General features: G+C 64.5%; 17 protein-coding genes and 1 rRNA gene. 3 read left to right on the forward strand and 15 right to left on the reverse strand.

The genetic code is table 11. The features are described 5' to 3' along the window. Window positions 1–31 precede the first annotated feature (31 nt). The 4 genes from F6X62_RS16245 to F6X62_RS16260 form a co-directional block, all read right to left on the reverse strand. A complete protein-coding gene (locus F6X62_RS16245; RefSeq protein ID WP_153774148.1) occupies window positions 32–1,057 on the reverse strand; it encodes a YhcG family protein in 1,026 nt (341 codons plus the stop codon). Between the two features lie 148 nt (window positions 1,058–1,205). After that, entirely contained in the window at window positions 1,206–2,597 is a 1,392-nt protein-coding gene (gabP, locus tag F6X62_RS16250; RefSeq protein WP_112899226.1) for a GABA permease, read from the reverse strand. Between the two features lie 418 nt (window positions 2,598–3,015). Beyond that, window positions 3,016–3,948, reverse strand: coding sequence for a magnesium transporter CorA family protein (locus F6X62_RS16255; RefSeq protein ID WP_153774149.1), 933 nt, complete (start codon window positions 3,946–3,948; stop codon window positions 3,016–3,018). 12 nt (window positions 3,949–3,960) lie between these two features. Then, a complete protein-coding gene (locus F6X62_RS16260) occupies window positions 3,961–5,439 on the reverse strand; it encodes a RimK family protein (protein ID WP_231100340.1) in 1,479 nt (492 codons plus the stop codon). 200 nt (window positions 5,440–5,639) lie between these two features. On the opposite strand from F6X62_RS16260, the gene F6X62_RS16265 reads away from it, so the two are divergent. Then, a complete protein-coding gene (locus F6X62_RS16265) occupies window positions 5,640–6,734 on the forward strand; it encodes a peptidase C39 family protein (RefSeq protein WP_153774151.1) in 1,095 nt (364 codons plus the stop codon). A gap of 72 nt (window positions 6,735–6,806) precedes the next feature. Here the strand turns inward: F6X62_RS16265 and gudD are convergent, their stop codons facing one another. Both gudD and F6X62_RS16275 read right to left on the reverse strand, forming a co-directional pair. Beyond that, a complete protein-coding gene (gudD, locus tag F6X62_RS16270) occupies window positions 6,807–8,156 on the reverse strand; it encodes a glucarate dehydratase (RefSeq protein WP_153774152.1) in 1,350 nt (449 codons plus the stop codon). 20 nt (window positions 8,157–8,176) lie between these two features. Beyond that, window positions 8,177–9,529 carry an MFS transporter gene (locus tag F6X62_RS16275; protein ID WP_153774153.1) on the reverse strand — a complete coding sequence of 451 codons (1,353 nt, stop codon included), beginning with the start codon at window positions 9,527–9,529 and terminating at the stop codon, window positions 8,177–8,179. A 341-nt stretch (window positions 9,530–9,870) separates the two neighbouring features. On the opposite strand from F6X62_RS16275, the gene F6X62_RS16280 reads away from it, so the two are divergent. Then, window positions 9,871–10,554, forward strand: coding sequence for a FadR/GntR family transcriptional regulator (locus F6X62_RS16280; protein WP_153774154.1), 684 nt, complete (start codon window positions 9,871–9,873; stop codon window positions 10,552–10,554). Between the two features lie 103 nt (window positions 10,555–10,657). Here F6X62_RS16280 and mmsB read toward each other — a convergent pair whose 3' ends face one another. Then, window positions 10,658–11,545 (reverse strand): 3-hydroxyisobutyrate dehydrogenase, encoded by an 888-nt coding sequence (gene mmsB, locus F6X62_RS16285; protein WP_054894279.1) that lies wholly within the window; start codon window positions 11,543–11,545, stop codon window positions 10,658–10,660. Between the two features lie 10 nt (window positions 11,546–11,555). After that, complete coding sequence (locus F6X62_RS16290; protein ID WP_153774155.1) at window positions 11,556–13,079, reverse strand: CoA-acylating methylmalonate-semialdehyde dehydrogenase; 1,524 nt, start codon at window positions 13,077–13,079, stop codon at window positions 11,556–11,558. A 131-nt stretch (window positions 13,080–13,210) separates the two neighbouring features. Between F6X62_RS16290 and F6X62_RS16295 the strand changes: the two genes are divergently transcribed. Then, window positions 13,211–14,161 carry a LysR family transcriptional regulator gene (locus tag F6X62_RS16295; RefSeq protein ID WP_054894277.1) on the forward strand — a complete coding sequence of 317 codons (951 nt, stop codon included), beginning with the start codon at window positions 13,211–13,213 and terminating at the stop codon, window positions 14,159–14,161. Between the two features lie 32 nt (window positions 14,162–14,193). Here the strand turns inward: F6X62_RS16295 and F6X62_RS16300 are convergent, their stop codons facing one another. From F6X62_RS16300 to rrf, 7 genes are all read right to left on the reverse strand, one after another. Continuing rightward, window positions 14,194–14,661, reverse strand: a complete 468-nt coding sequence (locus tag F6X62_RS16300) for an OmpA family protein (RefSeq protein WP_153774161.1) — start codon at window positions 14,659–14,661, stop codon at window positions 14,194–14,196. A gap of 63 nt (window positions 14,662–14,724) precedes the next feature. Further along, window positions 14,725–15,969 (reverse strand): diguanylate cyclase domain-containing protein, encoded by a 1,245-nt coding sequence (locus F6X62_RS16305; RefSeq protein WP_153774156.1) that lies wholly within the window; start codon window positions 15,967–15,969, stop codon window positions 14,725–14,727. Then, window positions 15,966–16,541 (reverse strand): YfiR family protein, encoded by a 576-nt coding sequence (locus F6X62_RS16310; protein ID WP_371926311.1) that lies wholly within the window; start codon window positions 16,539–16,541, stop codon window positions 15,966–15,968. Before F6X62_RS16310 ends, F6X62_RS16305 begins: the two co-directional genes overlap by 4 nt. A gap of 76 nt (window positions 16,542–16,617) precedes the next feature. After that, entirely contained in the window at window positions 16,618–18,693 is a 2,076-nt protein-coding gene (gene recD, locus F6X62_RS16315; RefSeq protein WP_153774157.1) for an exodeoxyribonuclease V subunit alpha, read from the reverse strand. Further along, window positions 18,690–22,367 (reverse strand): exodeoxyribonuclease V subunit beta, encoded by a 3,678-nt coding sequence (gene recB / locus F6X62_RS16320; RefSeq protein WP_153774158.1) that lies wholly within the window; start codon window positions 22,365–22,367, stop codon window positions 18,690–18,692. Before recB ends, recD begins: the two co-directional genes overlap by 4 nt. Next, window positions 22,364–25,846, reverse strand: a complete 3,483-nt coding sequence (recC, locus tag F6X62_RS16325; protein WP_153774159.1) for an exodeoxyribonuclease V subunit gamma — start codon at window positions 25,844–25,846, stop codon at window positions 22,364–22,366. The genes recB and recC overlap by 4 nt, the downstream gene beginning before the upstream one ends. A gap of 168 nt (window positions 25,847–26,014) precedes the next feature. Beyond that, window positions 26,015–26,104: ribosomal RNA gene (gene rrf / locus F6X62_RS16330) — 5S ribosomal RNA — on the reverse strand; the annotation flags it as partial.

The raw sequence follows: 26,104 nt of genomic DNA on the forward strand, positions 1-26,104 counted from the left end.
TTCCCATAGGTGTCGAATCGGTTTTGGGTGTTCAGCGGGCGTCGAGGGCGTAGAACTCTTGCAGCTTGGCCTGCAGCAGCGCCTTGTCCGGCAGGCAGGTCTGGTACTCGGCGACGAGGGCCGGTGACAGGCTGCGGTTGAGCGCATACTCGACCACCTCGTCATGCTTGCTGGCGCACAGCAGTACGCCGATGGCGGGGTTTTCATGCGCCTTGCGCTCGTTGCGATCCAGCGCCTCGAGATAGAAATCCAGCTTGCCCATGTACTCGGGCTCGAAGCGCCCGACCTTCAGCTCCACCGCGACCAGGCAGTTGAGCCCGCGATGGAACAGCACCAGATCCACGGCAAAGTCACGCCCACCGACCTGCAGTGGATACTCCGAGCCGACGAAGCAGAAGTCGCGGCCAAGCTCCACGAGAAAGTCCTTCAAACGCTGCAGCAAGCCCTTGTGCAGATCGGCTTCGACATGCCCATGGGGCAGGTCGAGGAAGTCCAGCAGGTAGGCATCACGGAACACCGAGAGGGCTTGCGGGTGGGCCTGGGCAGGAGAGGCTGATGCCTTGAGCGGGTCGGCAACGCTGCGCTCGAACAGGGCGGCTTTCATCTGGCGCTCCAGTTCGCGACTCGACCACTTCTCCTGAATTGCCATGCGCAGGTAGAACTCGCGCTCTTCAGGGTGCCTGCTTTGGCTGAGAATCGTCAGGTTCTGGGTCCAGGGCAATTGTGTCAGCAGTGCTGACACTTTCTCCTCATGGCGATAGGTCTCGTAGAACTGGCGCATGCGGAAGAGGTTACGCCGCGTGAATCCACGCAATCCTGGCTGTGTACGCGCCAGGTGGGCGGCCAGTTGGCTGACCACGGCATCGCCCCATTCGGCATTCTCGATCTTGCGACTGATGTAGGCACCGACCTGCCAATACAGCTCGATGAGCTGCGTGTTGACGGCTTGCATGCAGCGTTGTCGTGCCGAGTGGATGAGGTTCACGACCTCATCGAAGCGCTCCTCCCTGGCGGGTGTGGCGTTGGTTGCGTGGTCATGTTGCTGTGGGTCTTTCATCGAAGGGTTCCTGGCATGGTTCGAAGCCAGGAAGCCTATCCAGGGGTGCATCCTAAAGATGTCGGACCGCTCCGAGGTCGCTGTGGTAAACGACAGAAGGGCGCCTGGTAAAGGCGCCCTCCGTCATCAACCGTTACATACACCCTGCCTAGCCCATCGAGCGCACCGCTACCTTGCGGCCATGCCCGCGCGTGGTGACGATGCCGAGGAACGAGATGAGGATTGCCAGGCTCAGCGTGGCGCTGACTTCCGCGCGGTGCTCCTCGGTATACATCATCACTGCCAGCGCGCAGCTGATGAACACGATCACTCCCCAGGTCAGCCAGGGGAACAACCACATGCGGAACTTCAGTTCCGTGCTCTCGCGCTCCAGGCGCCGGCGCATGCGCAACTGCGAGATGGCGATCACCAGGTACACCAACAGGGCGATGGCGCCAGAACTGGCGAGCAGGAACTCGAACACGCCCTTGGGGGCGAAGTAGTTGAGGATGGCGATGGCCGCCCCGATCAGCGTGCTGCCGAACACCGCCGCACGCGGCACGCCAACCTTCGAGGTGCGCTTGAGCATGGCCGGGGCGTCGCCGCGCTTGGCCAGCGAAAACATCATGCGCGAGGCGATGTAGATCGACGAGTTCATGCAACTGGTCACGGCGATCAGCACCACCAGGTCGACCATGAACGATGCGTTGGGGATGTTCATGATCTCCAGCGCCCGCTGGTACGAGCCCACCACCGCAAGCTGCGGATCGTTCCACGGCACCACAGAGATGATCACGAAGATCGACAGGATGTAGAAGGTGCTGATCCTCCAGATCACCGAGCGGGTGGCCTTGGCGATGTTGCGCGCCGGGTCGTTGGATTCGGAGGCGGCGATGGTCACTGCTTCCGTACCGATGAAGCTGAACATCACGGTGATGAAGGCGCCGATCACCGCCGACCAGCCCTTGGGCGCGAAGCCGCCGTGCTCGCTCATCAGTGTGCTCAGGCCACTGACTTCACGGTTGGGCAACCAGCCCATCAGCGCGGCGAAACCCAGGCCGATGAAGCCCAGGATCGCCGTAACTTTGAGGATCGCGAACCAGAACTCGAACTCGCCGTACTTGGCCACGCTGAACAGGTTGGTGCAGGCCAGCAGCAATACCGATGCGAGGGCAAAGATCCAGCTATCGACCTGCGGGAACCAGGCGTTGAGCACATGGCCTGCGGCCAACGCTTCGATGGGAATGACCAGCACCCAGAACCACCAGTACAACCAGCCGATGGTGTAGCCGGCCCAACGGCCGATGGCCTGGTCGGCGTAGGTGGAAAAGGATCCGGTGTCGGGATGGGCGACGGCCATTTCGCCGAGCATGCGCATGACCAGCACGACCAGCGTGCCGGCGACGAAATAGGAGAGGATGGTGGCGGGCCCGGCAGCCGCGATGGCGTGTCCGGAGCCGACGAAAAGTCCTGCACCGATGATGCCGGCGATGGACAGCATCGTTACATGACGTGGCTTGAAACCTTGTGCAAGGTTGCCATCAGTTCCCACGGTGTTCATTGATCTTGTTCTCTTTTTGCTGACACAAGGAAGGACGGGCAGGCGTAGGCGAAAACTATCTCCTTTCTGGACAATGAGTTGCACGCGGCTCAAGTGATTTTATTGACGTTGTTCACGGGTTGGGCGAGCGGCGGCGTCGAGGTCGGCTTCATTCAAACAGCGCGGCTGCGGGGCAAATTGTTCCAGCGCGCCATGAAGCTGTTCGATCACGACACCGGGACTTGCGAAGACGGGTCAAATCGATGCTATCCACCGCGAAGGTTTTTTCGCGGGCAAGCCCGCTCCCACAGGAATTGGGCTGGACCTTCAGATCTCGAGCAAGACAGTTACTACTGGTCGCGACGGTGATCCCAGTAGTAGTTCACCACCGCGAAGATCACGATCACCGACACCACGCACAGCCCTATCTGCAGATTGCTCATGCCATCCTCCGCGCCATGCGCTTGAGCCCCAGTACCATTCCCGCCCCCAGCAGCATCATCGCCAGCACCAGCAACGAATAGGACGCCCACCACGGCACCCCGGCCGTCATCATGCTGAACTCGGACATCCCGCCGATGCTGGCGATCAGGTTCAGCGGCAGGAACACCACGTTGATCAGGGTGAGCTTGCGCAAGGTTTCGTTCATCGCGTTGTTGGCCAGGTTGCCGCGCGCGTCCATCAGCCCGGCGAACACCATCGAGTAGATCTCGGCCTGTTTGTGGCACTGGGTGTTCTCGATGACCAGGTCGTCGATCAGCGCCAGCGCAGCGGCGTCGAAATGCTGCTTCTCGCCGTGGCTGCGCAGGCGGGCAAGCACTGCGCCGTTGCTGTGGATGGCGTTGATGTAGTGGATCAGGCTCTCGCTGAGATTGAACATCTGCATCAGGTGACGGTTTTCCAGCGACTGCTCGAAGCGCTGCTGCAACTCGCGCCCAACCAGCTTGATCACCTTCAGGTGGCCAAGGTAGTGGTGCAGGTTGTCGAGCAGGATGCCCAGCAGCACATCCAGCGGGCGCTCGAGCGCATGGCGATTGCCCAGGCCGTCCAGGGGCGAGCTGTCCGGGGCGATCAGTACCAGGCGACGGTCATCCAGCAACAGGCCGAAGGAGGACACCTGAAAGGCGAAGCTGTCACCACCGGAGTAGTTCTGTGGGCGCTTCCAGATCAGGAACAGGCCGTCGCGATGCACCTCGATGCGCGACACCTCGTCCGGGTCCAGCGCCGAGGCCAGGGCGTGGGCATCCAGGTGGAACCATGCCTGCAGCAGTTCGCGCTCGGCGCTGTCGGGGTCGACGAACAGCAGCACCTCGCTGTCCAGCCCGTCACCTTCGCGCAACTGGCCGTGGGCCAGGGTATAGCAGGTGATCATGCTCAATCCTCATTACCAGGCCTGGCCGCGGCGCTTCTGCTCCAGGCGGCGGATGAACTCTTCGAGTACCAGGGTGTAGAGATCTTCGTGCAGGTAGGCGTCTTCGATGCCGGCATCCAGGTTGGGGTTGTCGTTGACCTCGATGACCACCACGCGCTCGCCCACCTGCTTGAGGTCCACCCCGTACAGCCCGTCACCGATCAGGTTGGCGGCCTTGACCGCCAACTCCACCACCGCCCGTGGCGCTTCGTGCACGGCCAGGGTGCGGCATTCGCCGTTGACCTCGTCGCGCTTGGCCTGATGGTTGAAGATCTGCCAGTGGCCCTTGGACATGAAGTACTGGCAGGCAAAGATCGGCTTGCGGTTGAGCACGCCGATACGCCAGTCGTATTCGGTGTAGAGGTACTCCTGAGCCAGCAGCAGCACCGAGTGCTCGAACAGCTCGCTGGTCGCCTCGAGCAGCTCGGCCTGGTCCTTGACCTTGATCACCCCCCGGGAAAAACAACCGTCAGGAATCTTCAGCACCAATGGGAAACCGAGGCGCTCGCCGACCCGCTCCAGGTCCTGCGGGTTGTCGCGGTAGAGAATCTCGCTGGCCGGCATGGCCAGGCGGTTGCTGCGCAGCAGATCGGTCAGGTAGACCTTGTTGGTGCAACGCAGGATCGATGCCGGATCGTCCATCACCACCAGCCCTTCGCTTTCGGCCTTCTTGGCGAAACGGTAGGTGTGGTTGTCGACGCTGGTGGTCTCACGGATCAGCAAGGCGTCGTATTCAGCCAGGCGGGCGTAGTCCTTGCGCTCGATCAGCTCGACATCAATACCCAAGCGGTGGCCGGCCTTGACGAACTGCTCCAGCGCCTTGGCATTGGACGGTGGCAGGGCCTCGTCGGGGTCATGCAGGATGGCCAGGTCGTAGCGCGCCATCCGCCGTGAGCGTGGCTGGCGCCAGATCCTGCGGCTGAAACCGTCCAGGGCGTTGGCGAACTGGTCCTGCTGGTTTTCCCGCAACTTGTGCAACGCCCCGGCCTTGACCCCGGCGATGTGCCAGGAAGTGGTCTTGCGAAACTCCACCAGCAGGATCGGGCAGGGAAACGCCTCGAACAACTGCCGAGCGATGTCCTGCAGCGGTTCCAGATCGGTTCGACCGAAATACAGGCTCAAGGTGAAACCTTCGGTTTCGCCATAAGGGTGATTGACCAACGCACTTTCCAGGCGGCCTGCCATCTCATCCAGCGCCAACCCATATAACGACTTGCGCGTCAGTTCGCTGATACTTTTTACAGACGGAATGACATGATGACCCCGGGCCTCGGCCAATAAAGAGCAATAATAACCGTGACCCAGATACTTATAGTTTCGGCACAAGTTTATAACTTGCACACGTTGACCTGGCGAAGGATCTGGCGATTGTTCGAGGTATTCCTGAGCGGTCATCATATCTTCGCTTGGAAGGTACGAAGCCCAGTCTTCACGGCGCTCCACGATAATCATAAATTGACTTGACTTGGGGGTGCCCGTCGGCGGATAACTCGCAGCGTGCACGCCGGATAACGCACTTTCCTCGGAGCCGGTCGATAAGGTTTCTTGAAACGAAGACATTGCCTGAAGCCCTGTGTTTGGGACACACGCTTCTATTAAGCACGATGTTTTTCGAATGTCTCGTTTCATTACGCAACTTTTACGGCGGCCCCATGCAAATCGAATTTCGCCTGGCAACACTTGAAGACCTGCCGGCCTTGCTGGCCCTCGAGAACCAGTGCTTCGTCTCGGACCGGCTCAACGCCCGCAGCCTGCGCTGGATGATTGCCCACGCCAACGCCAGCTTGCTGGTGGCACAGCGCGATGGGCAATTGATGGGCTACGCGCTGCTGCTGTTCCATCGCAACACCTCGCTGGCGCGGCTGTACTCCATCGCCATCGCCCCAGCGGCGCGCGGTGAAGGGCTTGGTGCGCGACTGCTGGAGCGTGCCGAGCGCTGCGCACTGGAGCACGATCGCGCCTACCTGCGCCTGGAGGTGCGCGTCGATAACCCGCGCGCCATCGCACTGTATGAACGCCACGGCTACCGACGCTTCGCCCAGGTCGAGGACTACTACGAGGACCACGTCAGCGCCCTGCGTTACGAGAAGCGCATCCTCCAACGCCCGGCCAGTGAGGCACGCAAGGTGCCCTACTACGCCCAGACCACCGACTTCACCTGTGGCCCGGCGTGCCTGTTGATGGCCATGGCCGCGCTGCGCCCGCAGTTGCAACCGACACGCCAGGAAGAGGTGCGGCTGTGGCGTGAGGCAACCACCGTGTTCATGACCTCAGGCCACGGCGGTTGCAGCCCGCACGGGCTGGCTCTGGCCGCCTGGCGCCGCGGTTTTCGCGTGCGTCTGCAACTGAGCAACGACGGCCCGCTGTTTCTCGATGGCGTGCGCCAGGCCAACAAGAAAGAGGTGATGCGTCTGGTACACGAGGATTTCTGCACGCAACTGCAGGGCACCGACGTGCAACTCGGCTACGGCCCGCTCGACCTGCCGTCACTGCTGGCCGAGGGCGGATTGGCACTGGTACTGATCAGCAACTACCGCCTGACCGGCAGCAAGGCGCCGCACTGGGTGCTGGTGACTGGCTGCAATGCCGACTTCGTCTACCTGCACGATCCGGACACCGACCACGGCCGGCACCGGTTGGCGCTGGACTGCCAGCACCTGCCGGTGAGCCATGGGGAATTCCAGCGCATGAGCCTGTTCGGTGGGCGCAAGGTGCGGGCGGCAGTGGTGGTGTTCGCGCGGGGGTAATGTGCGCATAAAGGTTTTGCTGGCTGGACGGGCCCTATCGCGATTCGACTAGCCGCGACAGGGCCTTCTCTGTCAACGCACCAGGCAAGGCCGTTTGTTGTCGAAGGTCCACCCCGGCACCAGGAACTGCATCGCCACGCTGTCATCCCGGGCGCCCAGGCCCATGTTGCGGTAGCACTCATGGGCCTTCATCAGTTGGTCTTCATCCAGTTCGACGCCCAACCCCGGCCGCGTCGGCACCCGTACATGGCCGTCGACGATACGCAGCGGCTCGCGGGTCAGACGCTGGCCGTCCTGCCAGATCCAGTGGGTGTCGATGGCGGTGATCTCGCCCGGCGCAGCAGCCGCCGCCTGGGTGAACATGGCCAGCGAAATATCGAAGTGGTTGTTGGAGTGCGAACCCCAGGTCAGGCCCCAGTCATGGCACATCTGCGCCACCCGCACCGAGCCCTGCAAGGTCCAGAAATGCGGGTCGGCCAACGGGATGTCCACCGACTGCAACTGGATCGCGTGACCCATCTGCCGCCAGTCGGTGGCGATCATGTTGGTGGCGGTGGGCAGGCCGGTGGCGCGGCGGAACTCAGCCATCACTTCGCGGCCGGAATAACCATTCTCCGCGCCGCACGGATCCTCGGCGTAGGCCAGCACATCGTGCTTGTCGCGGCACAGGGCAATGGCCTCCTTCAACGACCAGGCACCGTTGGGGTCGAGGGTGATGCGCGCTTCGGGGAAACGCTCGGCCAGCGCAGTGACAGCCTCCATCTCTTCCTCGCCACGCAGCACGCCCCCCTTGAGCTTGAAGTCGTTGAAGCCGTAGCGGGCCTTGGCGGCCTCGGCCAGGCGCACCACCGCCTCGGGCGTCAGGGCTTGCTCGTGGCGCAAGCGTAGCCAGTCGTCATCGGCCTCGGCTTCGTTGCGGTAGGCCAGATCGGTGCGGGTACGGTCGCCGATGTAGAACAGGTAGCCGAGCATCTTCACCGACTCGCGCTGCTGGCCTTCACCCAGCAGCGCTGCCATCGGCACGTTCAGGTGCTGGCCGAGCAGGTCGAGCAGGGCCGACTCGATGGCGGTCACTGCATGCACGGTGATACGCAGGTCGAAGGTCTGCAGCCCGCGCCCGCCAGCATCGCGGTTGGCGAAGGTCTGGCGCATGGCATTGAGCACGCGCTGGTAATGGCCGATCGGCTGGCCGACCACCAGGCTGCGGCTGTCTTCGAGGGTCTGGCGGATGTGCTCGCCGCCAGGCACCTCGCCCAGGCCGGTGTTGCCGGCGCTGTCGCGCAGTACCACGATGTTGCGGGTGAAGAACGGGCCGTGGGCGCCGCTCAGGTTGAGCAGCATGCTGTCGTGGCCGGCGACCGGGATCACGCGCAGGTCGGTGACGACCGGGGTCGAGGAGTGAGGCGTCGTCTGCATGGTCATTGTCCTTGTCTGGCAGGCGTTCAATGGGATTGGCCCAGGGCCGATGAGGCCTTGAGGTCAGGGACAGGGGCACCCTTGACACGGGTGCGGACGAAGAACACGGCGATGGCGGCCAGCACCGAGGTCACCGCCAGGCCATACAGCCCGCCCTGGATCGAGCCGGTCTGCTGCTCGAGCAGGCCGAAGGTGGTGGGCGCAACGAAGCCGCCAAGGTTGCCCACCGAGTTGATCAGTGCGATCACCGCCGCAGCGATGCGCGCATCCAGGTACCCCTGCGGAATCGGCCAGAACAGCGACGAGGCGGCCTTGAAGCCGATGGCGGCGAAGCACACCGAAACGAAGGCGAACACCGGCCCGCCCGTGGTCGACATGAACATGCCGATGGCGGCCACCACCAGCGCGGCGGCGACCCAGGCCTGCTGGAATCTCCAGCGTGCGGCCCCGGCGGCGAACGCGTACATCGCCAGGATCGAGATCAGCCAGGGGATCGAGTTGAAGAAGCCGACCTGCAGGTCGCTCAGCTCGCCCATGCGCTTGATGATGCTCGGCAGCCAGAAGGTCGCGGCATAGATGGTCAGCTGAATGCAGAAGTAGATCAGGCAGAACAGCAGGATCTGGCGGTCCTTGAGCAGGCGCCAGGCCGAGGTCTTGATCACCCCGCCCGCCTCTCGCTCGCGCTGCTCGCGGTCGATGGCTTCGACCAGCGCATGCTGCTCGGCCTGGCTCAGCCACTTGGCATCCTGCGGGCGGGAGTCGAGCCAGAAGAACACGAAGAAGCACAGGATCACCGAGGCCATGCCCTCGATGAACAGCATCCATTGCCAGCCGTGCAGGCCCATGCCCTGGATCTGCATCAGCGCACCGGCCAGTGGCCCGGAGATCAGCGAGGCCAGGGCCGAGCCGCTGAGAAAGATGGCAATCGCCTTGCCACGTTCAGCGGCGGGCAGCCAGCGGGTGAAGTAGTAGATCACTCCGGGGAAGAAGCCGGCTTCGGCGACCCCGAGCAGAAAACGCAGCACGTAGAACTGGGTTTCGTTCTGCACGAAGGCCATGGCGGTGGCGACCAGGCCCCAGGTGAACATGATGCGGGTCAGCCACAGACGCGCACCGACCCGTTGCAGCAGCATGTTCGACGGCACCTCGAACAACGCATAGCCGATGAAGAACAGACCGGCACCGAAACCATAGGCGGCGGCGCTGATGCCCAGGTCGCTTTCAAGGTGTGGGCGGACGAAGCCGATATTGACGCGGTCCAGGTAGTTGACCACGAACATGATGACGAACAGCGGCAGGACATGGCGCTTGACCTTGGCCACGGCGCTGGCCAGCGCATCGCCGCCGGACAAGGCGGACGCAGGGGGGGTGTCGTTCACGGGATATCTCCCAGTCATTGTTTTTATTGAGGGTGCTGGCGGTAGACGAGGCAGTTGTCTGACATCCAGGTGGAAATGAGCATATTCCCGGCGGAGTTGGACGACAAGTTGAAAATTGAGCGAAAAAAGCAAAATACAAGCGGTTAACTGGGTAAAATCGGCGAAATGCTTTTATTAGGTCGATTACCCAAGGCAATGGGAGGGTGAATATCAGGATGAAAAAAAACTTTGTGGACAACTTGTCATACAAGTAATGTGAGGGCGTTCAGCCGAGTCCTTTCGCGGGACAAGTCGCAGCGGTAAACCACCGCCCCCACAGGTACTACCTCCGAGTCCACGCCATGCCCCGCACCCACAGCCGCGCCCACGACCTGGTCTCGAGCCTCACCCAGCAATTGCTGCTGGGCACGTTCAAGCCGGGCGACAAGCTGCCCTCGGAAAACACCTTGGTGCGCGACTACGGCGTCAGCCGCACCGTGGTCCGCGAGGCGCTGTCGAAGCTCCAGGCTGCGGGCCTGGTGCAGGCACGTCACGGGATCGGTACGTTCGTCATCGAACGCCAAGCCCGTTCCGGCCTGCGTGTAGGCCCCGAGAACGCAGCCAGCGTGCGCGACCTGCTGGAGCTGCGCATCGGCCTGGAGGGCCAGGCCGCCGCGCTGGCAGCCCTGCGCCGCAACGACCGGCAACTGGCGCAGATGCGCCAGGCCCTGGACGACTACCAGGACCTGGCCGCCGCCGGTGACAGCTGCATCGAAGCCGACCGGCGCTTTCACCTGCTGATCGCCGAGGCCACCGGCAACCTGTATTTCAGCGAGATGATGGCGCAACTGGGTGACGGCCTGATCCCGCGCAAGCGCATGGCCCAGGCCGAGCGCGCCGGGGCCAACCTGGCGGGGCATGCTTATCTGGCCAACCTGGAGCACGAGGCGATTCTCAACGCCATCCGCCGACAGGACCCGGAAGCGGCCAGGGCGGCGATCTGCCTGCACCTGTCCAATAGCCGCGATCGCCTGCTACCAGACTGAGCCGCGTGCAGCGGGCAAAAAAAATCGCGGAACCGGCGCCCTCCCCCTGGTGCGCAGTTACAGGGGAAAGGCCATCCAGCCCGCGATCAAGCCCACTCGCGTATCAATCCTTCTTGCGATACCCCTCGACGATCGCCGAGAAATCCTTGCCGCCCTCGCCTCGCAAGCTCATGGCCTGGTACAGCTGCTGCGCCACAGCGCCGAGGATCACCGGCTGGTGCGCCTGGCGCGCGGCCTCGGTCGCCAGGCCCAGGTCCTTGAGCATCAGTTCCGCACCGAAACCACCGGTGTAACCGCGCGATGCCGGGGCGGTCTCGATCACGCCCGGCCAGGGGTTGTAGGTATCCGAACTCCAGCAACGGCCCGTCGAGCTGTTGATGATGCCGGCCAGCACCTGGGTGTCGATCCCCAGCGCGTTGCCCAGGGCCATCGCCTCGGACACGCCGATCATCGAGATGCCCAGCAGCAGGTTGTTGCAGATCTTGGCGATCTGGCCAGTGCCGACCTCTCCGCAGTGCACGATGTTGCGCCCCATCTGTTCGAGCACCGGCTTGAGCGTGGCGAACAGTTCGGGGCTGGCGCCAACCATGAAGGTCAGGGTGCCGGCCGCCGCGCCGCCGGTGCCACCGGACACTGGCGCATCACCCAGGTCGATGCCCTTGGCCGCCGCGGCCTTGGACACGTCGCGGGCGGTCTGCGGGTCGATGGTGCTGCAGTCCACCGCCGGCGTGCCGGGGCGAATGCCGGCAAGCACGCCGTCCTCGTTCAGGTACACGCCGCGCACATGGGCCGCAGCCGGCAGCATGGTGATCACCAGCTCGCTGTTGGCGGCGGCATCCTTGGGCGAGGTGCTGATCTGCCCACCCAGTTCGGCGAGCTCGGCCAGCACGGTCTTGTTCAGGTCGAACAGGTTGAGCTGATGCCCGGCCTTGATCAGGTTGCGGGCCATGGGCGCGCCCATGTTGCCCAGACCGATGAATGCAATGCGCATGGCAGTCTCCTTAGCGCAGGCTGATGGTGGTGTTCACACCGTCATTGACGCTGTCGTCGTCGAACCAGCGGGCGGTGACGGTCTTGGTCTGAGTGTAGAACTGCACCACCTGCTTGCCGTACGGGCCGAGGTCGCCGAGCTTGGAGCCGCGCGAACCGGTGAAGCTGAAGAACGGCACCGGCACCGGAATCGGGATGTTGATGCCGACCTGGCCGATGTCGATCTCGCTCTGGAACTTGCGCGCTGCAGCGCCGCTCTGGGTGAACAGGCCGGTGCCATTGCCGAACGGGTTGGCGTTGACCAGGGCGATGGCCTCGTCGAGGGTATCGACTTCAAGGGTGACCAGCACCGGGCCGAAGATTTCCTGGGTGTAGATCTGCATGTCGGTCTTCACCCCGGAGAACAGGGTCGGGCCGACGAAATTGCCCTGCTCGTAGCCCGGCACCTTCACGTCGCGGCCGTCCAGCTCGAGCGTGGCGCCTTCCTTGATGCCGCTTTCGATCAGCCCCAGCACACGCTCCTTGGCGCGCTTGGAAACCACCGGCCCGACATCGGTGCCCGGCTCGCTGCCGGCATTGACCTTGAGCTTGCTTGCCGCGGCTTTGATATCCGGCAGCCATTCACGCGCCTTGCCCACCAGCACCGCCACCGAGGTGGCCATGCAGCGCTGGCCGGCCGCACCGAAGGCCGCGCCGACCAGGGCGTTGATGGTCTGGGTGCGGTTGGCGTCGGGCAGCACCACGGCGTGGTTCTTGGCGCCCATCATCGACTGCACGCGCTTGCCGTGCTGGCTGCCCAGGTTGTAGACATGGGTGCCCACCTCGGTGGAGCCGACGAAGGAGATCGCCTTGATGTCCGGGTGGGTGCAGATCGCATCGACCACCTGCTTGCCGCCGTGCACCACGTTGAGCACACCGGCCGGTACGCCGGCTTCGAGCGCCAGCTCGACCAGCATCATGGTCGACAGCGGGTCCTGCTCGGAGGGTTTGAGGACGAAGGTGTTGCCGCAGACGATGGCCATCGGGAACATCCACAGCGGGATCATCGCCGGGAAGTTGAACGGGGTGATGCCGGCGCACACACCGATGGGCTGGCGCAGGGTGTAGGTGTCGACGCCACCGGCGACGTTCTCGGCGAACTCGCCCATCTGCAGGGTGCCGATGGACGCGGCATGTTCGACCACTTCCAGACCACGGAAGATATCGCCCTCGGCATCGGCCAGGGTCTTGCCTTGCTCGGCGCTCAGGGTCGCGGCGATGCGCTTGCTGTGCTCGCGGATCAACGCCTGCAACTTGAGCATGATGCGCATGCGCGCGCCGATCGGCGTGTCACGCCAGGTCTTGAAGGCTCGTTCGCCAGCAGCGACTGCCGCGGCGACTTCCTCGGGGGTGGCGAAGGGAACGCGCGCCAGTACCTGCTGGGTGGCCGGGTTGACGATGTCGCGCCATTCGGTGGTCTTGGACTCGACCCATTGGCCGTCGATCAGCAGCTTGACCTGCTCGACCTGGGTGTGGGGCGTGTGGGGTGCGTTCATCTGCGCTCTCCTTGGAATTATTGTCGGAACGAAGACGCCTACGCCGCAGCGAACGGGGTGGCGTGCAGGGGCTGAGTTCGAGTATAGATGTGCAAACATCCAACAAGAATGCACAAAAAAACCGGATCAACATGCAAAAAGACCTGACCTCCCTCAGCGCGCTGAACTGGGACGACCTCAAGTTCTTTCTTGAGGTAGCGCGCACCCGCAAGGCCAGCAGTGCAGCCAAACGCCTGGCCGTGGACTACACCACGGTGTCGCGGCGCATCAGCTCGCTGGAAGGGGCGATGGGTACCTTGCTGTTCGAGAAATCGCGAACCAACGGTTTCGTGCTCACCGCCGAAGGCCAGCGCCTGCTGGGCTATGCCGAGTCGATCGAAAGCACCCTGCACATGGCCTGCGAGCAGGTGTCAGGCTCGGGCGTTGCGCTGTCGGGGCACATACGCATGGGGTGCACCGAGGGCTTCGGCAGCTTCTTCGTCACCCCACAGTTGAGCCGCTTCGTCGACACCTGGCCGGCGATCTCGGTAGACATTCTGCCGCTGCCGCATTTCATCAGCCTGTCCAAGCGCGAAGCTGACATCGTCATCGCCCTGGAGCGCCCCGAGCATGGGCCCTACGTGTGCTGCAAGCTGTGCGACTACCGCCTGCGCCTCTATGCGACCCGTGAGTACCTCGACCACCACGAACCGATCCGCCAGGTCGCCGACCTGGTGCGCCATCCGTTCATCAGCTACGTGGACGACCTGGCATTCAGTTCCGAGCTGCTGTACCTGGCCAACCTGATCCCCAACGCCAGCGCCCACCTGCGCAGCACCAGCGTGATCGCGCAGTACACCGCTGCCCTGCAGGGGCGCGGGCTGGCGATCCTGCCCTGCTTCCTGGCGGCGCAGGACGAACGGCTGGTGACGGTGCTACCGCAGGAGGTGGAGGTGACGCGGCAGTTCTGGATGTACTGCCGGGAGGACCTGCGCAAGTTGAAACGGATCACCTTGCTCTGGGATTACATCCGCGATGTGACCGAGGCGAATGCGCCGCTGTTGATGGGGCAGACGCGGGAGATGGTGTTTGCGCAGGATTGAGGCGGATGGCACCGGTGCCCTTCCCCCATTCCTCAGTTCGAGGCCACCACGATCGACACCCGCCGATTCTCGGTACGCCCGGCACTGGTGCGGTTGTCCGCCACCGGCTGACTGCTGCCCAACCCGCGCGTCTCGATGTTGTGCGGCTGCATGCCGACGTTGATCAACGCCTTGGCCACACTCTGGGCCCGGCGCTCCGAGAGCTGCTGGTTATAGGCCGCCTTGCCCGAGGCATCGGCATGGCCATCGACGCGTACATGCTCGATACCCACCGACAGCAATGCCTTGCCGATCCGTTCGACAATCGCCTGGCTCTGCCCGTTGAGTCCGTCCAGGTCACTGCCGAACAGTACCTTGCCGGACAGGTCGAACGCCCAGCCCTCGTCGCTTGGGGTAAACCCTTCGCGTTTGAGCACGGCAATCTGTTCAGGGGTCAGCCCGCTGGGCGGTACGGTCTGGCAACCGGTCAAGGCCAATACCGCCAGCAACATGGCCAGCATGGAAAAACGCAGTAGGGAAACGGGGTGTTTCACGGTTCAGCTCCTGTTGTTCATATCCGTGGCTCAGCGTTCCGTCTGGGCCACTTGCCAATGGCCGCGCCGATTGCGCTTGGCCTGGTACATCGCCGCATCGGCGGCATTGAGCAGACTGGCCGAATCCTGGCCATCGTCTGGGTAATAGGCGATACCGACACTCAGCGAGGTGCTGACGCGCTGGCCATCGTCCAGCAGGATCGGCAGCCTCATGCTGGCGACGATCTTCTCGGCGATGCGCTGGGCATCCTCGCGCGAATGAAGGGGGGTCAGCAGTACCGCGAATTCGTCACCGCCAAGGCGCGCCACCAGGTCGTGCTCGCGCAACTGCGCACGCACGCGGCTGGCGATATTGATCAGCACCTCGTCGCCAACGGCATGGCCAAGGTTGTCATTGATTTGCTTGAAGTGGTCACTGTCGAGGAACAGCAGCGCCAGATGGTCCTGCTGCCGGGCGGCGTTGCGCAGGCAACGGTTGAGGCGCCCTTCGAAGAAGGCGCGATTGGGCAGGCCGGTGAGGCTGTCATGGCTGGCTTGGTGCGCGAGGGTCTCGTTCTCGCTCTGCAAATGGCTCTGCCAGACTTCCAGCTCGTCGAGCAGGGCGTTGAAGTCGTTGCCCAGCTCATTGAGCTCGGCAATTCGCGCCTCGGGCACGCGCCGGTCGAAGCTGCGCTCGCGCCGGGCCGCATGGGCGACGCTGGCCAGGCCCCGCAGAGGACGGACGATATCGCCGAACAGCCGGCGCGACAGGTGGATGGCGACTGCGGCGCTGAGCAAGCTGCAAAAGAGGATGCCCGCCAGGCCGCTGAGCAGGAAACGCAGCAGGCTGCCGCCCTGGCCCAGCAGCTCGATGTGCCCGACCGTGCGCTGCTGACGGACGATCGGCAGGTGGATGGCCTCCCCCAGCAAGGCCTTGGCCACCTGGCGCTGCAGTGGTGCCAGCAAGCCCGTGTCATCGCGTTGCCAGTGCGCCAGCAGCTCTCCCTGGCTGTCGAAGACCTTGGCATCTGCCACCTCTTCGGTGGCGGCAATCACCGCCAGGGCTTCACTGGCCGCCCCGCTGTCGTCGAACACCACCGCCGCCTCCACGGTATAACTGATCGAGCGGGCGATCAGGTGCAGGTTGTGATTGGCATAGACGCGCAATGCCGCTACCCCGAGCACGGTCAGGGACACGCCCACGAGTCCGACGGCGATCAGCGCGACACCCAGGTGTCCTCGCCCCAGCACCGACCGCAAGGTCGGCCGCTTCCTGCGCTTGCCGGTGAGTTTCATGGTTGCGCCGCCCTGCGCCGCGACAATTGCAGCACGCTGGGGTGGATGCGCACGCCACTGCGCGCCACCGAGTCGAGGTTCACATCGAAGCTGACCTGTTCGTCATCGACGTGCAGGCAGAACAGGCTGCCGACGGTGCACGGGTCATCGGCCTCGCTGATGCTCAGGACCGGATGCCCGACCAGGGCCTGGAACAGGCGGTCACGCTGTCCGGCGTCGAGCTTGCCGATGTACACCGCGTCGCAGGCGCCGGAAACGCTCGAATCGCCGACCAGCAGGCGACGCACCTGCAGGGGCTGGCCGGCATTCTGCACATTGCCCTTGATCAGGTCGTCGGCATATTCGGTGGGGCCAACCAGGCACAGGCGCAGCGGCGAAGGATCAGCAGGCCAGCGGGCATAGCTGAAGATACCCAGCACGACCTGGGTCACCGCTTTGGCGCGTTGCTGCACCTGGGCTGCAGTGGCAGGGAGGTCCGCCCAGGCAGGTGAGGCGAACAGCGACAGGGCGGCAATCACTAGCGAAAGCACACAGCCCGTCACTCGCCCCCTGGGCGAGACAACCACTGTCATGTGGGAAATCTCTCAAATTAGATTCAGATAACCCGCACGATAGCATAAGGCCGCAGTGCCAAGGTATTGACGAATGTCACCCTTGGTCGAGCATTAGGCCAGAAATCCGACGCACCTTGCGCTCGACAGCCTCCTCAAAGACCCCCGCCCGTGGTTCCACCAGGCTGAAGCAGTGCTTGGCACGGGTGATGCCGGTGTACACCAGCTCCTTGGTCAGCACGGGATTGAGCGCATCAGGCAACACCAGCGCGGTATGGCTGAACTCCGAGCCCTGGGACTTGTGTACGGTCATGGCGAACACCGTTTCCACTTCATTGAGGCGACTGGGCAACACGAAGCGCACCCCGCCCGAGCCGTCGTTACGCGGGAAGGCGACCCTCAGCAATGGCTCGCCATTCTCGTCGGGCAGGCGCAGGGCGATGCCGATATCACCGTTCATCAGGCCGAGGCCGTAGTCATTGCGGGTGACCAGCACCGGACGGCCCTCGTACCAGGGCTGGCGGGTGTCGATCAGCCCAGCGTTGTGCAGCACCCGCGCCACACGCTCGTTCAGCCCTTCCACCCCCCAGGGCCCTTTGCGCACCGCGCACAGCAGCTGGAAGCTTTCGAAGCTGTTGAGCACCAGGGCAGCCCATTGCTCCCACACCGGGGCATCGGCGGAGGTGCCGGGCGCCGGCCGATGGCGACCGATACTGCGCAGATAGTGGCGATACCCCTGCGGGCCGTCCTCACCGCGGCCCAGGCCGTCCAGCAGCAGACGATCGAAGGCGCGGTCATGCTCGCCGCGCAGGGACAGGCCGAACACATCCTCAGGCGGCATGCTCAGCAGATCCCGCGCCTGGCGGGCTTGCTGCAGGTTGACCAGGCGCGCCAACTGGCCAATGCCACTGCCTTCGCCGAAACGCCGGGAGTAACGCAACATCACCACCTGCTGGGCCAGCGCATGCTGGTGCGCATCACCTGGCTGCAGACCGCTGCCCTGCAGCGACTGACCACCGACCTGCTCGAGCCAGGCCTGGGTGGCGGGCGTGTAACGCCCCTCTTCGGCATACCGACACAGGTCGCCGAGCACCGCGCCGGCCTCCACCGAGGCCAACTGGTCCTTGTCGCCCAGCAGCACCAGGCGAGCCTGCGCTGGCAAGGCATCAAGCAGGTTGGCCATCATTTCCAGATCGATCATCGACGCTTCATCGACCACCAGCACGTCCAGCGGCAGTGGGTTACCGGCGTGATGCCGAAAATGCCGCGAACCGGGGCGACTGCCCAGCAGGCGGTGTACCGTGCTCACTTCGGTAGGAATCTGCGCCCGCACCTCGGCGCTGACCCGCAAACGCTCGACCTGTTGGCCGATGGATTCGGTCAGGCGCGCAGCAGCCTTGCCGGTGGGTGCCGCCAGGCGGATGCGCAAGGGCCTGCCCTGCTCCACCGCCGGCCCTTGGAGCAAGGCCAGCAAGCGTACGACCGTGGTGGTCTTGCCGGTGCCCGGGCCACCGGTGATGATGCTGAACGCGGCACGCGTCGCCAGGGCACAGGCGAGCTTCTGCCAGTCCACCTGACCGGCCGGGGCGCCGTCCTCGAACAACTGCGCCAGGCGCGCGGGCAGGTCGGCGGGAATCGACTCGTCTGCCACGATGCGTTGCTGCAGCGACCGGTCGATACGCCGTTCATAGCTCCAGTAACGGCGCAGGTACAGACGCTGACCGCTGAGTACCAGAGGCCGCGCGTCCTGGCCCTCGGCATCGCCCAACGCCACCAGCCGACTGGCCGCGATGCGCTGGCGCCAGGTGCTCGGTTCGAGCGTGGCGAGCAACTGCGACGGCAACAGCAAAGGCCCCGCCAGCGCATCGCCCTCTGGCGGCAGCGACAAGGCGAAATCGGGCTCGGCCAGGGTCTGCTCGAGGTCGAGGCAGACATGCCCATGCCCCAACTGGTGACTGGCCAGCGCCGCAGCCAGCAACAGCAAGGGATCGCTGCCCGCCTCACGCTCCTCGAGGAAGCTGACGAATGCCCGGTCCAGCGCACGCAACCAACCGCGTTCGACCCAACGGTCGAGCAGGGCCAGCAGGTCCTGGCTGTGTTTCAACGGCGCAAGGGCCGCCAGGTGCTCGGCCTGCAACGGTGTCGGCAACAGGTCATCGAGGGTGCGGCTCATGGTGCGGCTCCAGCAAACAAGTCCTGCTGCTCGGGCGCACAGGCGCCCCGAAACAACGCATCGAGCTGCTCAATCAGCTCACGTGGCGGCCGGGCGAAATACAGGCCATGGCCGGCGCTGCCGATACCGCGCAGGAAGATGAACAGGGCACCGCCCACGTGGCGGTCGTAGTCGTAGTCGGGCAGCCGTGCGCGCAACTGGCGATGCAGGGCCAGCAGGTAGAGCACGTACTGCAAGTCGTAGCGGTGGTCGAGGATCGCCTGTTCCATGGCCAGGGCACTGTAGGCGCTGCCATCGGGGCCGAGCCAGTTGGACTTGTAATCGGCCACGTAGTAGCGCCCGTCCAGCTCGAACGCCAGGTCGATGAAGCCCTTGAACATGCCATTTAGCTGGGTCGCCAGCGCTGCCGGTCGCGCGGCGCCACCGTGGGTGTGGCGGACGACGAGCTGATCGAGGCGCAGCACGTCGACCTGATGGCTGGCGAACCAGAACTCCATCTCGATCTGGTACTGCTGAAGCTGCGCCAGGTTCAGGACCGGGCCATCCGGCGACAGCGGCATGGCCTGCGTCAGCAACTGCTGCAGCCAGGGCACCAGGGTCGGGATCCAGCCGGTCCAGTCGCGGCGGTTGCAGCGTTGGCCGACAGTGCGTTCGATCAACGCAGGCTGGCTGACCACGTCGGCAAAACCTTCACGCCCGGCCCACTCGAGCAGGCCGTGAAGGAAGGTGCCGGGGTTCGGCCCGCGAGGGAAGCGGTGGATATCGCCGTTTTCCGCAGGCACTTCACGCAGCCGCTGTGCATCGACGTTCTCGTCGTCGAGCAATTGCTGGGCCTGGGAGCTATCGGCGCCGAGACTCTGGTCGCCAACACGCAAGGCGCTGTAGGAGGCGATCCACCACTGCTCTGCCGCGGCGCGGCGCGGCTTGCGTGCAGGCAGGCGTTCGGCGCCGTCCTGCGGCGCGCGATAACACTGTTCGTCAGCGTCGGGCAGCGGTGTACAGACAATGGGCGCATCCTCGGCACACAGCGCCTGCAGCCAATCGGCCAACTGCACGGAAGCCGCCAATGGGGCGCCGCCGCCCAGCAGGTAACCCAAACCCGAGCGGTGCAATTGCGAGGTTTTCTGGCTGCCGCGCTTGAGGTCGGCAACACCCAGCCAGCAGGCATGTTGGGCGCGGGTCAGGGCCACGTAGAGCAGGCGCAGGTCTTCGGCCAGACGCTCATCATCGGCCAGTGCGATCTGCTCGTCGGTGGGGGTGAGCGTCAGCAGCACCTGGCCATCGTCGTCGTGCCAGGCCAATGGCAGGCGCTGGCCATCCACCGGTTTGCTGGTGCAGATGAACGGCAGATAGACCAGCGGGTACTCCAGGCCCTTGGATTTGTGGATGGTCACGACCTTGACCAGTTGCTCGTCGCTCTCCAGGCGCAGGATCTGCTCTTCACCGGCCTGCCCGGCGTTGGCCAGGTGCTCGGCCAGGTGACGGATCAGGGCCTGCTCGCCATCGAGCTCGCCGGCCGCCTGTTGCAGCAGTTCGGCCAGGTGCAGCAGGTTGGTCAGCACACGTTCGCCATCGGCGCGAGCGATCAACGTGCGTGGCAGCTGGAAGTCATGCAGCAGGCGGCGCAGCATGGGTAGCACGCCCTGGCGCTGCCAGGTGTCGCGGTACAGACGAAAACGCATCACCCAGTCTTCCCAGACCCGCTCGTCCTGGTTAAGCCGCTCCAGTTCGAGCAACGGCAGGTCCAGCGTCAGGCTGGCCAGAGCGGCCTTGAGCAGGCGCTCGGCATCAGGCTCGGCGCAGGCCTTGAGCCAGGCCAGCAGGTCGTGGGCTTCCTGGGCAGCAAAGACCGAATCCTTGTCCGACAGATAGACACTGCGTACCCCACGGGCAGCCAGCTCGGCACGGACCAACTGCGCCTCGCGGCCGTCGCGCACCAGGATGGCGATGTCCGAAGGCAGGCAGCCGCGCACTTCGCCCTGCGCATTGGCAAACCCCGTCACACCTCGTTGGCCGCCGTTGAGCAGGGCAACGATATGGCTGGCGCAGCTGGCGGCCAGTTGCTGACGATACAGTGTGTTGGCAACCGGCTCGTCACTGTGCAACTGCCAGCAATGCAGGGCGGCGCAGGGCTGGCCGTCGATCAGCAGACGCTCGCTGCGGCCCTTGGCATGAACTTCGATGAACGGCAGCGGGTTGTCGTTGGCCTCGCGGAACAGGAACGCCCCCTTGCCTTCGGGGCGTTGCTCGGCCAGCAGGAACACGCGGTTGACCGCCTCGACCATGGCCTGGCTGGAGCGGTAGTTGGTGTCCAGGCTGTGCAGGCGCCCTGCCGTGGCACGGCGGGCACCGAGGTAGGTGAAGATATCGGCGCCGCGGAAGGCGTAGATCGCCTGCTTGGGATCGCCGATCATGAACAGGCCGGTTTCCGGGCGGTTTTCGGCGATCCGGTAGATGCGCTCGAAAATGCCGTACTGCACCGGATCGGTGTCCTGGAACTCGTCGATCAAGGCCACGGGGAACTGCTCGCGGATCAGCGCGGCAAGGCGCTCGCCGGCCTCACTACGCAGCGCTTGCTCGAGGCGCAACAGCATATCGTCGAAGCCCATTTCGGCGCGCCGGCGCTTCTCCACTTCGAAACGCGCCGCCACCCACGCGGCAGCATGTTCCAGCACCGCCGAATCGGGGCCAGGCAGCCCCTGCAACGCTTCGCGCAGTGCCTCCATGGCGTGCAATGCCGGATGCTCCGGTGGCTCGCCCGACTTCCAGGCCTCGGCCATGCCTGCAGGCGTCAGGCGGGTGAAGCCGGTGCCCAGGTCGAGCTCCATGGCCTGCTCATCACCCGCCCAGGCGCGCAGTTTGTCGAACCAGGGGTCGAAGAAACGCGCCTGCAACTTGCGGCCATCGGCCTGCTTGGCGGCCACCGCCGCGCGGCAGATTTCGTGCAACTCGTCGGCCCACTGGGCCCAGGGAGCCTTGAGCGCGCCCAGTTGCGCCTGGCGTCGCTGCAGGGCGGATTCGATCAGCGCCTGTGGATCGGCGCCGTCGTCTTCCCTGCTGACACGGCCGAACAGCGGACGGATGCGCGGCAGCAACGCGTCCGGGCTCACCCAATGGCTGCGCACCCAGGCCAGCGCTTCGCCCTGCATGCCGTAGCAGAAGCGCCGCCAGTAATCGCGCATGACCTGGCCGAGCAGCTCGCTGTGATCGGTCTCCAGGCTCTGGGTGAACAGGCTGCCGCTGTCGAAGGCATGCTCGCGCAGCATGCGCTGGCACCAGCCGTGAATGGTCGAGACCGCCGCTTCGTCCATCCACTGCACTGCGACCTCCAGGCGGCTGGCGCAACGGCCCCAGTGCTCCTGTGGATAATCGTCGCGCAGCAGGTGCAGCAAGGGGTCGGCGTCGTCCAGCTCGCCCCTGAAGAAACGTGCAGCCTCGGCCAGACGGGCGCGAATTCGCTCGCGCAGCTCCTTGGTCGCAGCGTCGGTGAAGGTCACGACGAGAATCTGCGGCGGCAGCAGTTCGCGGGCAAAGCCTTGCTCGCCGCCATGGCCGAGGATCAGACGCAGGTAGAGCGCCGAGATGGTGAAAGTCTTGCCGGTGCCGGCACTGGCTTCGATCAGCTGGCTGCCGTGCAGGGGAAAGCTCAGGGCCAGGGGACGGGCCTGGGTCATGCGGCGGTCTCCGGATTGCCTTGGGTCTGCCAGGCGGCGGCAAACAGGGGTCGGTAGAGGGATTCGCACCAGCCTTCGAAGGTCTCGTCAGCCGTGAGCGCAGCAAAGTCGCGGAACTGACGCATCAGTGCAAGGCTCTCGCTGCGCTCGCCGAAGCTGTTCTGGCCGTCGCCTTCATAGGCGCGCTCGGCGGCAGCCTGGGCTTTGTCCGGGTCTGGTTGGCCCAGCCAGGCGAAAGCAGTCTTGGGCGCTACGGGCAGGGGCGCATTCATTGCGGCCTGACGCGCCACCAGCAGATCGGCAAGCAGATCCCCCGCCTGTGCCGCGGCCATCGGTGCGAGCAGCAAGGTGCGGTCACTGGCGACCAGGGCCGTATGCAATGGATAACCGGCAGCGCAGGCCGCCAAATGCATGACCCACGCCGGAATCAGCCGATGCCATTTGAGACTGTTGCGCCCGGCACCCAGGCTGTTGGGCACGGTGGTGATGCTCAGAAGGCTCTGTTCATCATCCTGATAGACGCGCCCAAGCCAACCTTCCAGGCGCAGCGGGCCGCGCTCGAAGTGCAGCGGCAAAGCGCCCTCTACCACGGTGTGCCAGCGCTGCAACAGCTGGCGATGGCGCAGCAAAAGGTCTGGCAGGGGCTGGATCAGTTCCGCCTGCAGCGACTCGCCGAAACCCGCCAATGGCAGCAGCCCACATGCCTGCAGGCGTCGGGCCTGGGTACGCAGCGCTTGTTCGGCGTCGTCGGGTGTGGCCAATGCAGCGCCAAGCAGCCGCTCGCTGAGGCTGTAGCGTTGCAGAGCATCGAGCACGAAAGGCTCCTCGTCCGGCGTTGGCGCCTCCAGCGCTTCGAAGAACACCTTGAGGCGCTGGCTGAAGAAATGCCGGACCGGATGGCGGAGAAAATCCTGCAGTTGCGTCAGGTTCAGTGGCTCATCGCTGTCGTAGGGCGGCAACGCCTGATCGACCTCCGAGGCCGGCTCGACGGGCTGATGCAAGACCTGCCACTCGTGGGCGTAGCTGAACAGTGCGCTGCCCTTCTGGAAGTAGCGCTGGCTGAAGGGTTGCAGGGGATGCTCCTGGGTCAGGGCATGCAACAACTGCTGGCCGGGGTCATCACGCTGGCCTTGCTGGGCACCGGCCAGCTGCCAACCGGCGGCAAGATGGTCGCGCAACTGGCCGACCAGCACCGAGGCGGGGCGTTCGCTGTTGTCGCGAATACTGCGTCCGACCCAACTCACATAGAGTTGGTCGCGAGCAGACAGCAGCGCCTCGAGCAGCAGGTAGCGGTCATCTTCGCGGCGCGAACGATCGCCAGGACGGTAATCGCTGGCCATCAGATCGAAGTCCAACGGCGGCTGGGCGCGAGGATAGTCGCCGTCGTTCATGCCCAGCAGGCAGACTACGCGGAATGGGATGGCGCGCATGGGCATCAAGGTGCAGAAGTTCACCGAGCCGGCCAGGAAACGCTGGGACAGCTTGCCCTGGTCCAACCCCGACAGCCAGGCCTCGCGCACGACCGTGAGCGGCAGTGGATCGTGCAGGCCGACGGTCTCGCAGGTTTCCAGCCAGGTATCACGCAGGTCCTGCAATTGCACCAGCAGCAGCTCGTCGTGCTCCTCCTCGGCGAGGAAGAACACCTGCAACAGCGCATGCAGGCGCGCGCCCCACGCCGCGGGGCTGGCCGGCTCGGCGAGGGTCTGGAACGCCACCTCCAGCGCATCGAGCAGGGCCACCAGCGGGCCGATAAGGGCCGCGTCGAGGCCACCGATCTCGTCATAGGGCTCAATGCCGTCACAGGCCTCGCCGACACCTACGGCGTAACCCAGCAGCATCCGGCGCAGGCCGAACCGCCAACTGTTCTGCTCCAGGCCTTCGGGCAACCCGAGGCGGGCACGTTGTTCACCGCTCAGGCCCCAACGGATGCCGGCCCCCTCGATCCAGCGGTGCAGGGTCGGCAGGTCACTCTCCTTGATCCCGAAGCGGGCGCGCACGGCGGGGACATCGAGCAGGTCGAGGATCTCACTCACGGCGAAACGGCTGTCGGGGAGCTTGAGCAGATGCTCCAGGGCGATCAGCAGTGGATCGCGGCCGCGCTGGCCCTGGTCGGTGAGGGTGAAGGGGATGTAGCGCGGATCATGGCGGTCGAGTTGGCCGAAGACAGCGCGGATATGCGGGGCGTAGTCATCGATGGCCGGAAGCATGACGATGACATCGCGCGGCCGCAGGGTCGGATCGCTGCTGAAGCGCGCAAGCAACTGGTCATGGAGGATCTCCACTTCGCGCTGCGGACTATGGGCGATGTGGAAACGTACCGAACGGTCGCGGTTGGGATCGATGGCAGGCCAGGCCTCACGGGTTTCAGCCAGGGGACGCAGTTCGAGGATGTCGTCCTGCAACTGGTTGAGCAGCGTGGTGGGCTGGGCGTCGCTGAACAGGTCGATGCGCCCGTCGCTGAAGACACCACGGTAACTGCTGGGATCATCGTAGCTATCGAGCAGGTTGATGTAGTCACGGCCCTGCTTGCCCCAGGCGGCCAGCAGCGGATGAGCGTGCTGGTGCATCGATTCGTCGTCCAGTTGCAGGGGCATGCCGTGCTTGCGCTGTTGGCGCTTGTACTGGTGCCGGAGCAGGTCTTTGTCCGCGACGATATCCCCCCAATGATGGCGGCAAGGGTTGTGCACGCACAGCAATACCTGGCTGAAGCGGGCCAGCCCGGCCAGGGCTTCAAGGGCCTGGGCGGGCAGCGACGAGATACCAAAGACGATTACCCGCGACGGTAGGCCCGCGGGAGCTTGCTCAAGGGTATCGATGCGCGCGATGAAACGCTGATGGACGCCGGCACGGCTCTGCGCCATCCCCTCTGCACCGACATCGTCGAGCAATGCACGCCACAACTCGGCCTGCCAGCGGTTGCCATCCGCCAGGGGCTTGCGCTCGCCGCGGGCGGTGTTGAGCACGTGCTCTCCAGCGGCCCAGTCCTTGAGCCAGTCGGCGCGGTACACCTGGTATTGGTCGAACAAGTCAGCCAGACGTTCGGCGAGCTGGTAGCGCTTGCGCAGGTCGTTGTCGTCGGTGAGAAAGCGCTTGAGTGGCTCGAAGTGCGGTCGCTCGATCAGTGCTGGCAGCAAGCGCACCAGGCGCCAGGTCAGCGGTGCCTTGTCGAGCAGCGACACCTCGGGAATCTCGTCGCGGCCCAGCACGAGGCGATAGAGCTGCCACATGAAAGTGCCGGGCAACTGGACGTCGATGGCCGCCGCGATACCGCAGCCGCCTTGATCATCGTTCTGCGGATCTTCAGCCAGTGCGAGCTTGAGCCATTGGGCAATACCGTTGCTCTGCACCAGGGCGATTTCGTTCTCCAGAGGCGCCAGGGGATAGTTGCGCATCACGCTCACGACCAGGTTGCGCAAATCGTCCAGGCGGTTGCCCTGGACGATCATGAAACCTGGGTGCAGTGACGTGGTGTTGGCCATTGGGTGCTCTCTGGAAGACGGTGTGCGCTGACGGAACCATACCCTGTAGAGGCAGGCTTGTCCCGTGGCGTGCGCGGTGTCGGCGTGGGGGGGAGCGATGCGACCTGGCGAACGCCAGAAAGACAAAACCCCTACCTGCTCGCGCAGATAGGGGTTTTGCGAAATTAATCTTGACGATGACCTACTCTCACATGGGGAAACCCCACACTACCATCGGCGATGCATCGTTTCACTGCTGAGTTCGGGATGGGATCAGGT

The sequence above is a fragment of the Pseudomonas sp. MNR3A genome (assembly GCF_009650575.1).
GTDB lineage: Bacteria > Pseudomonadota > Gammaproteobacteria > Pseudomonadales > Pseudomonadaceae > Aquipseudomonas > Aquipseudomonas machongensis.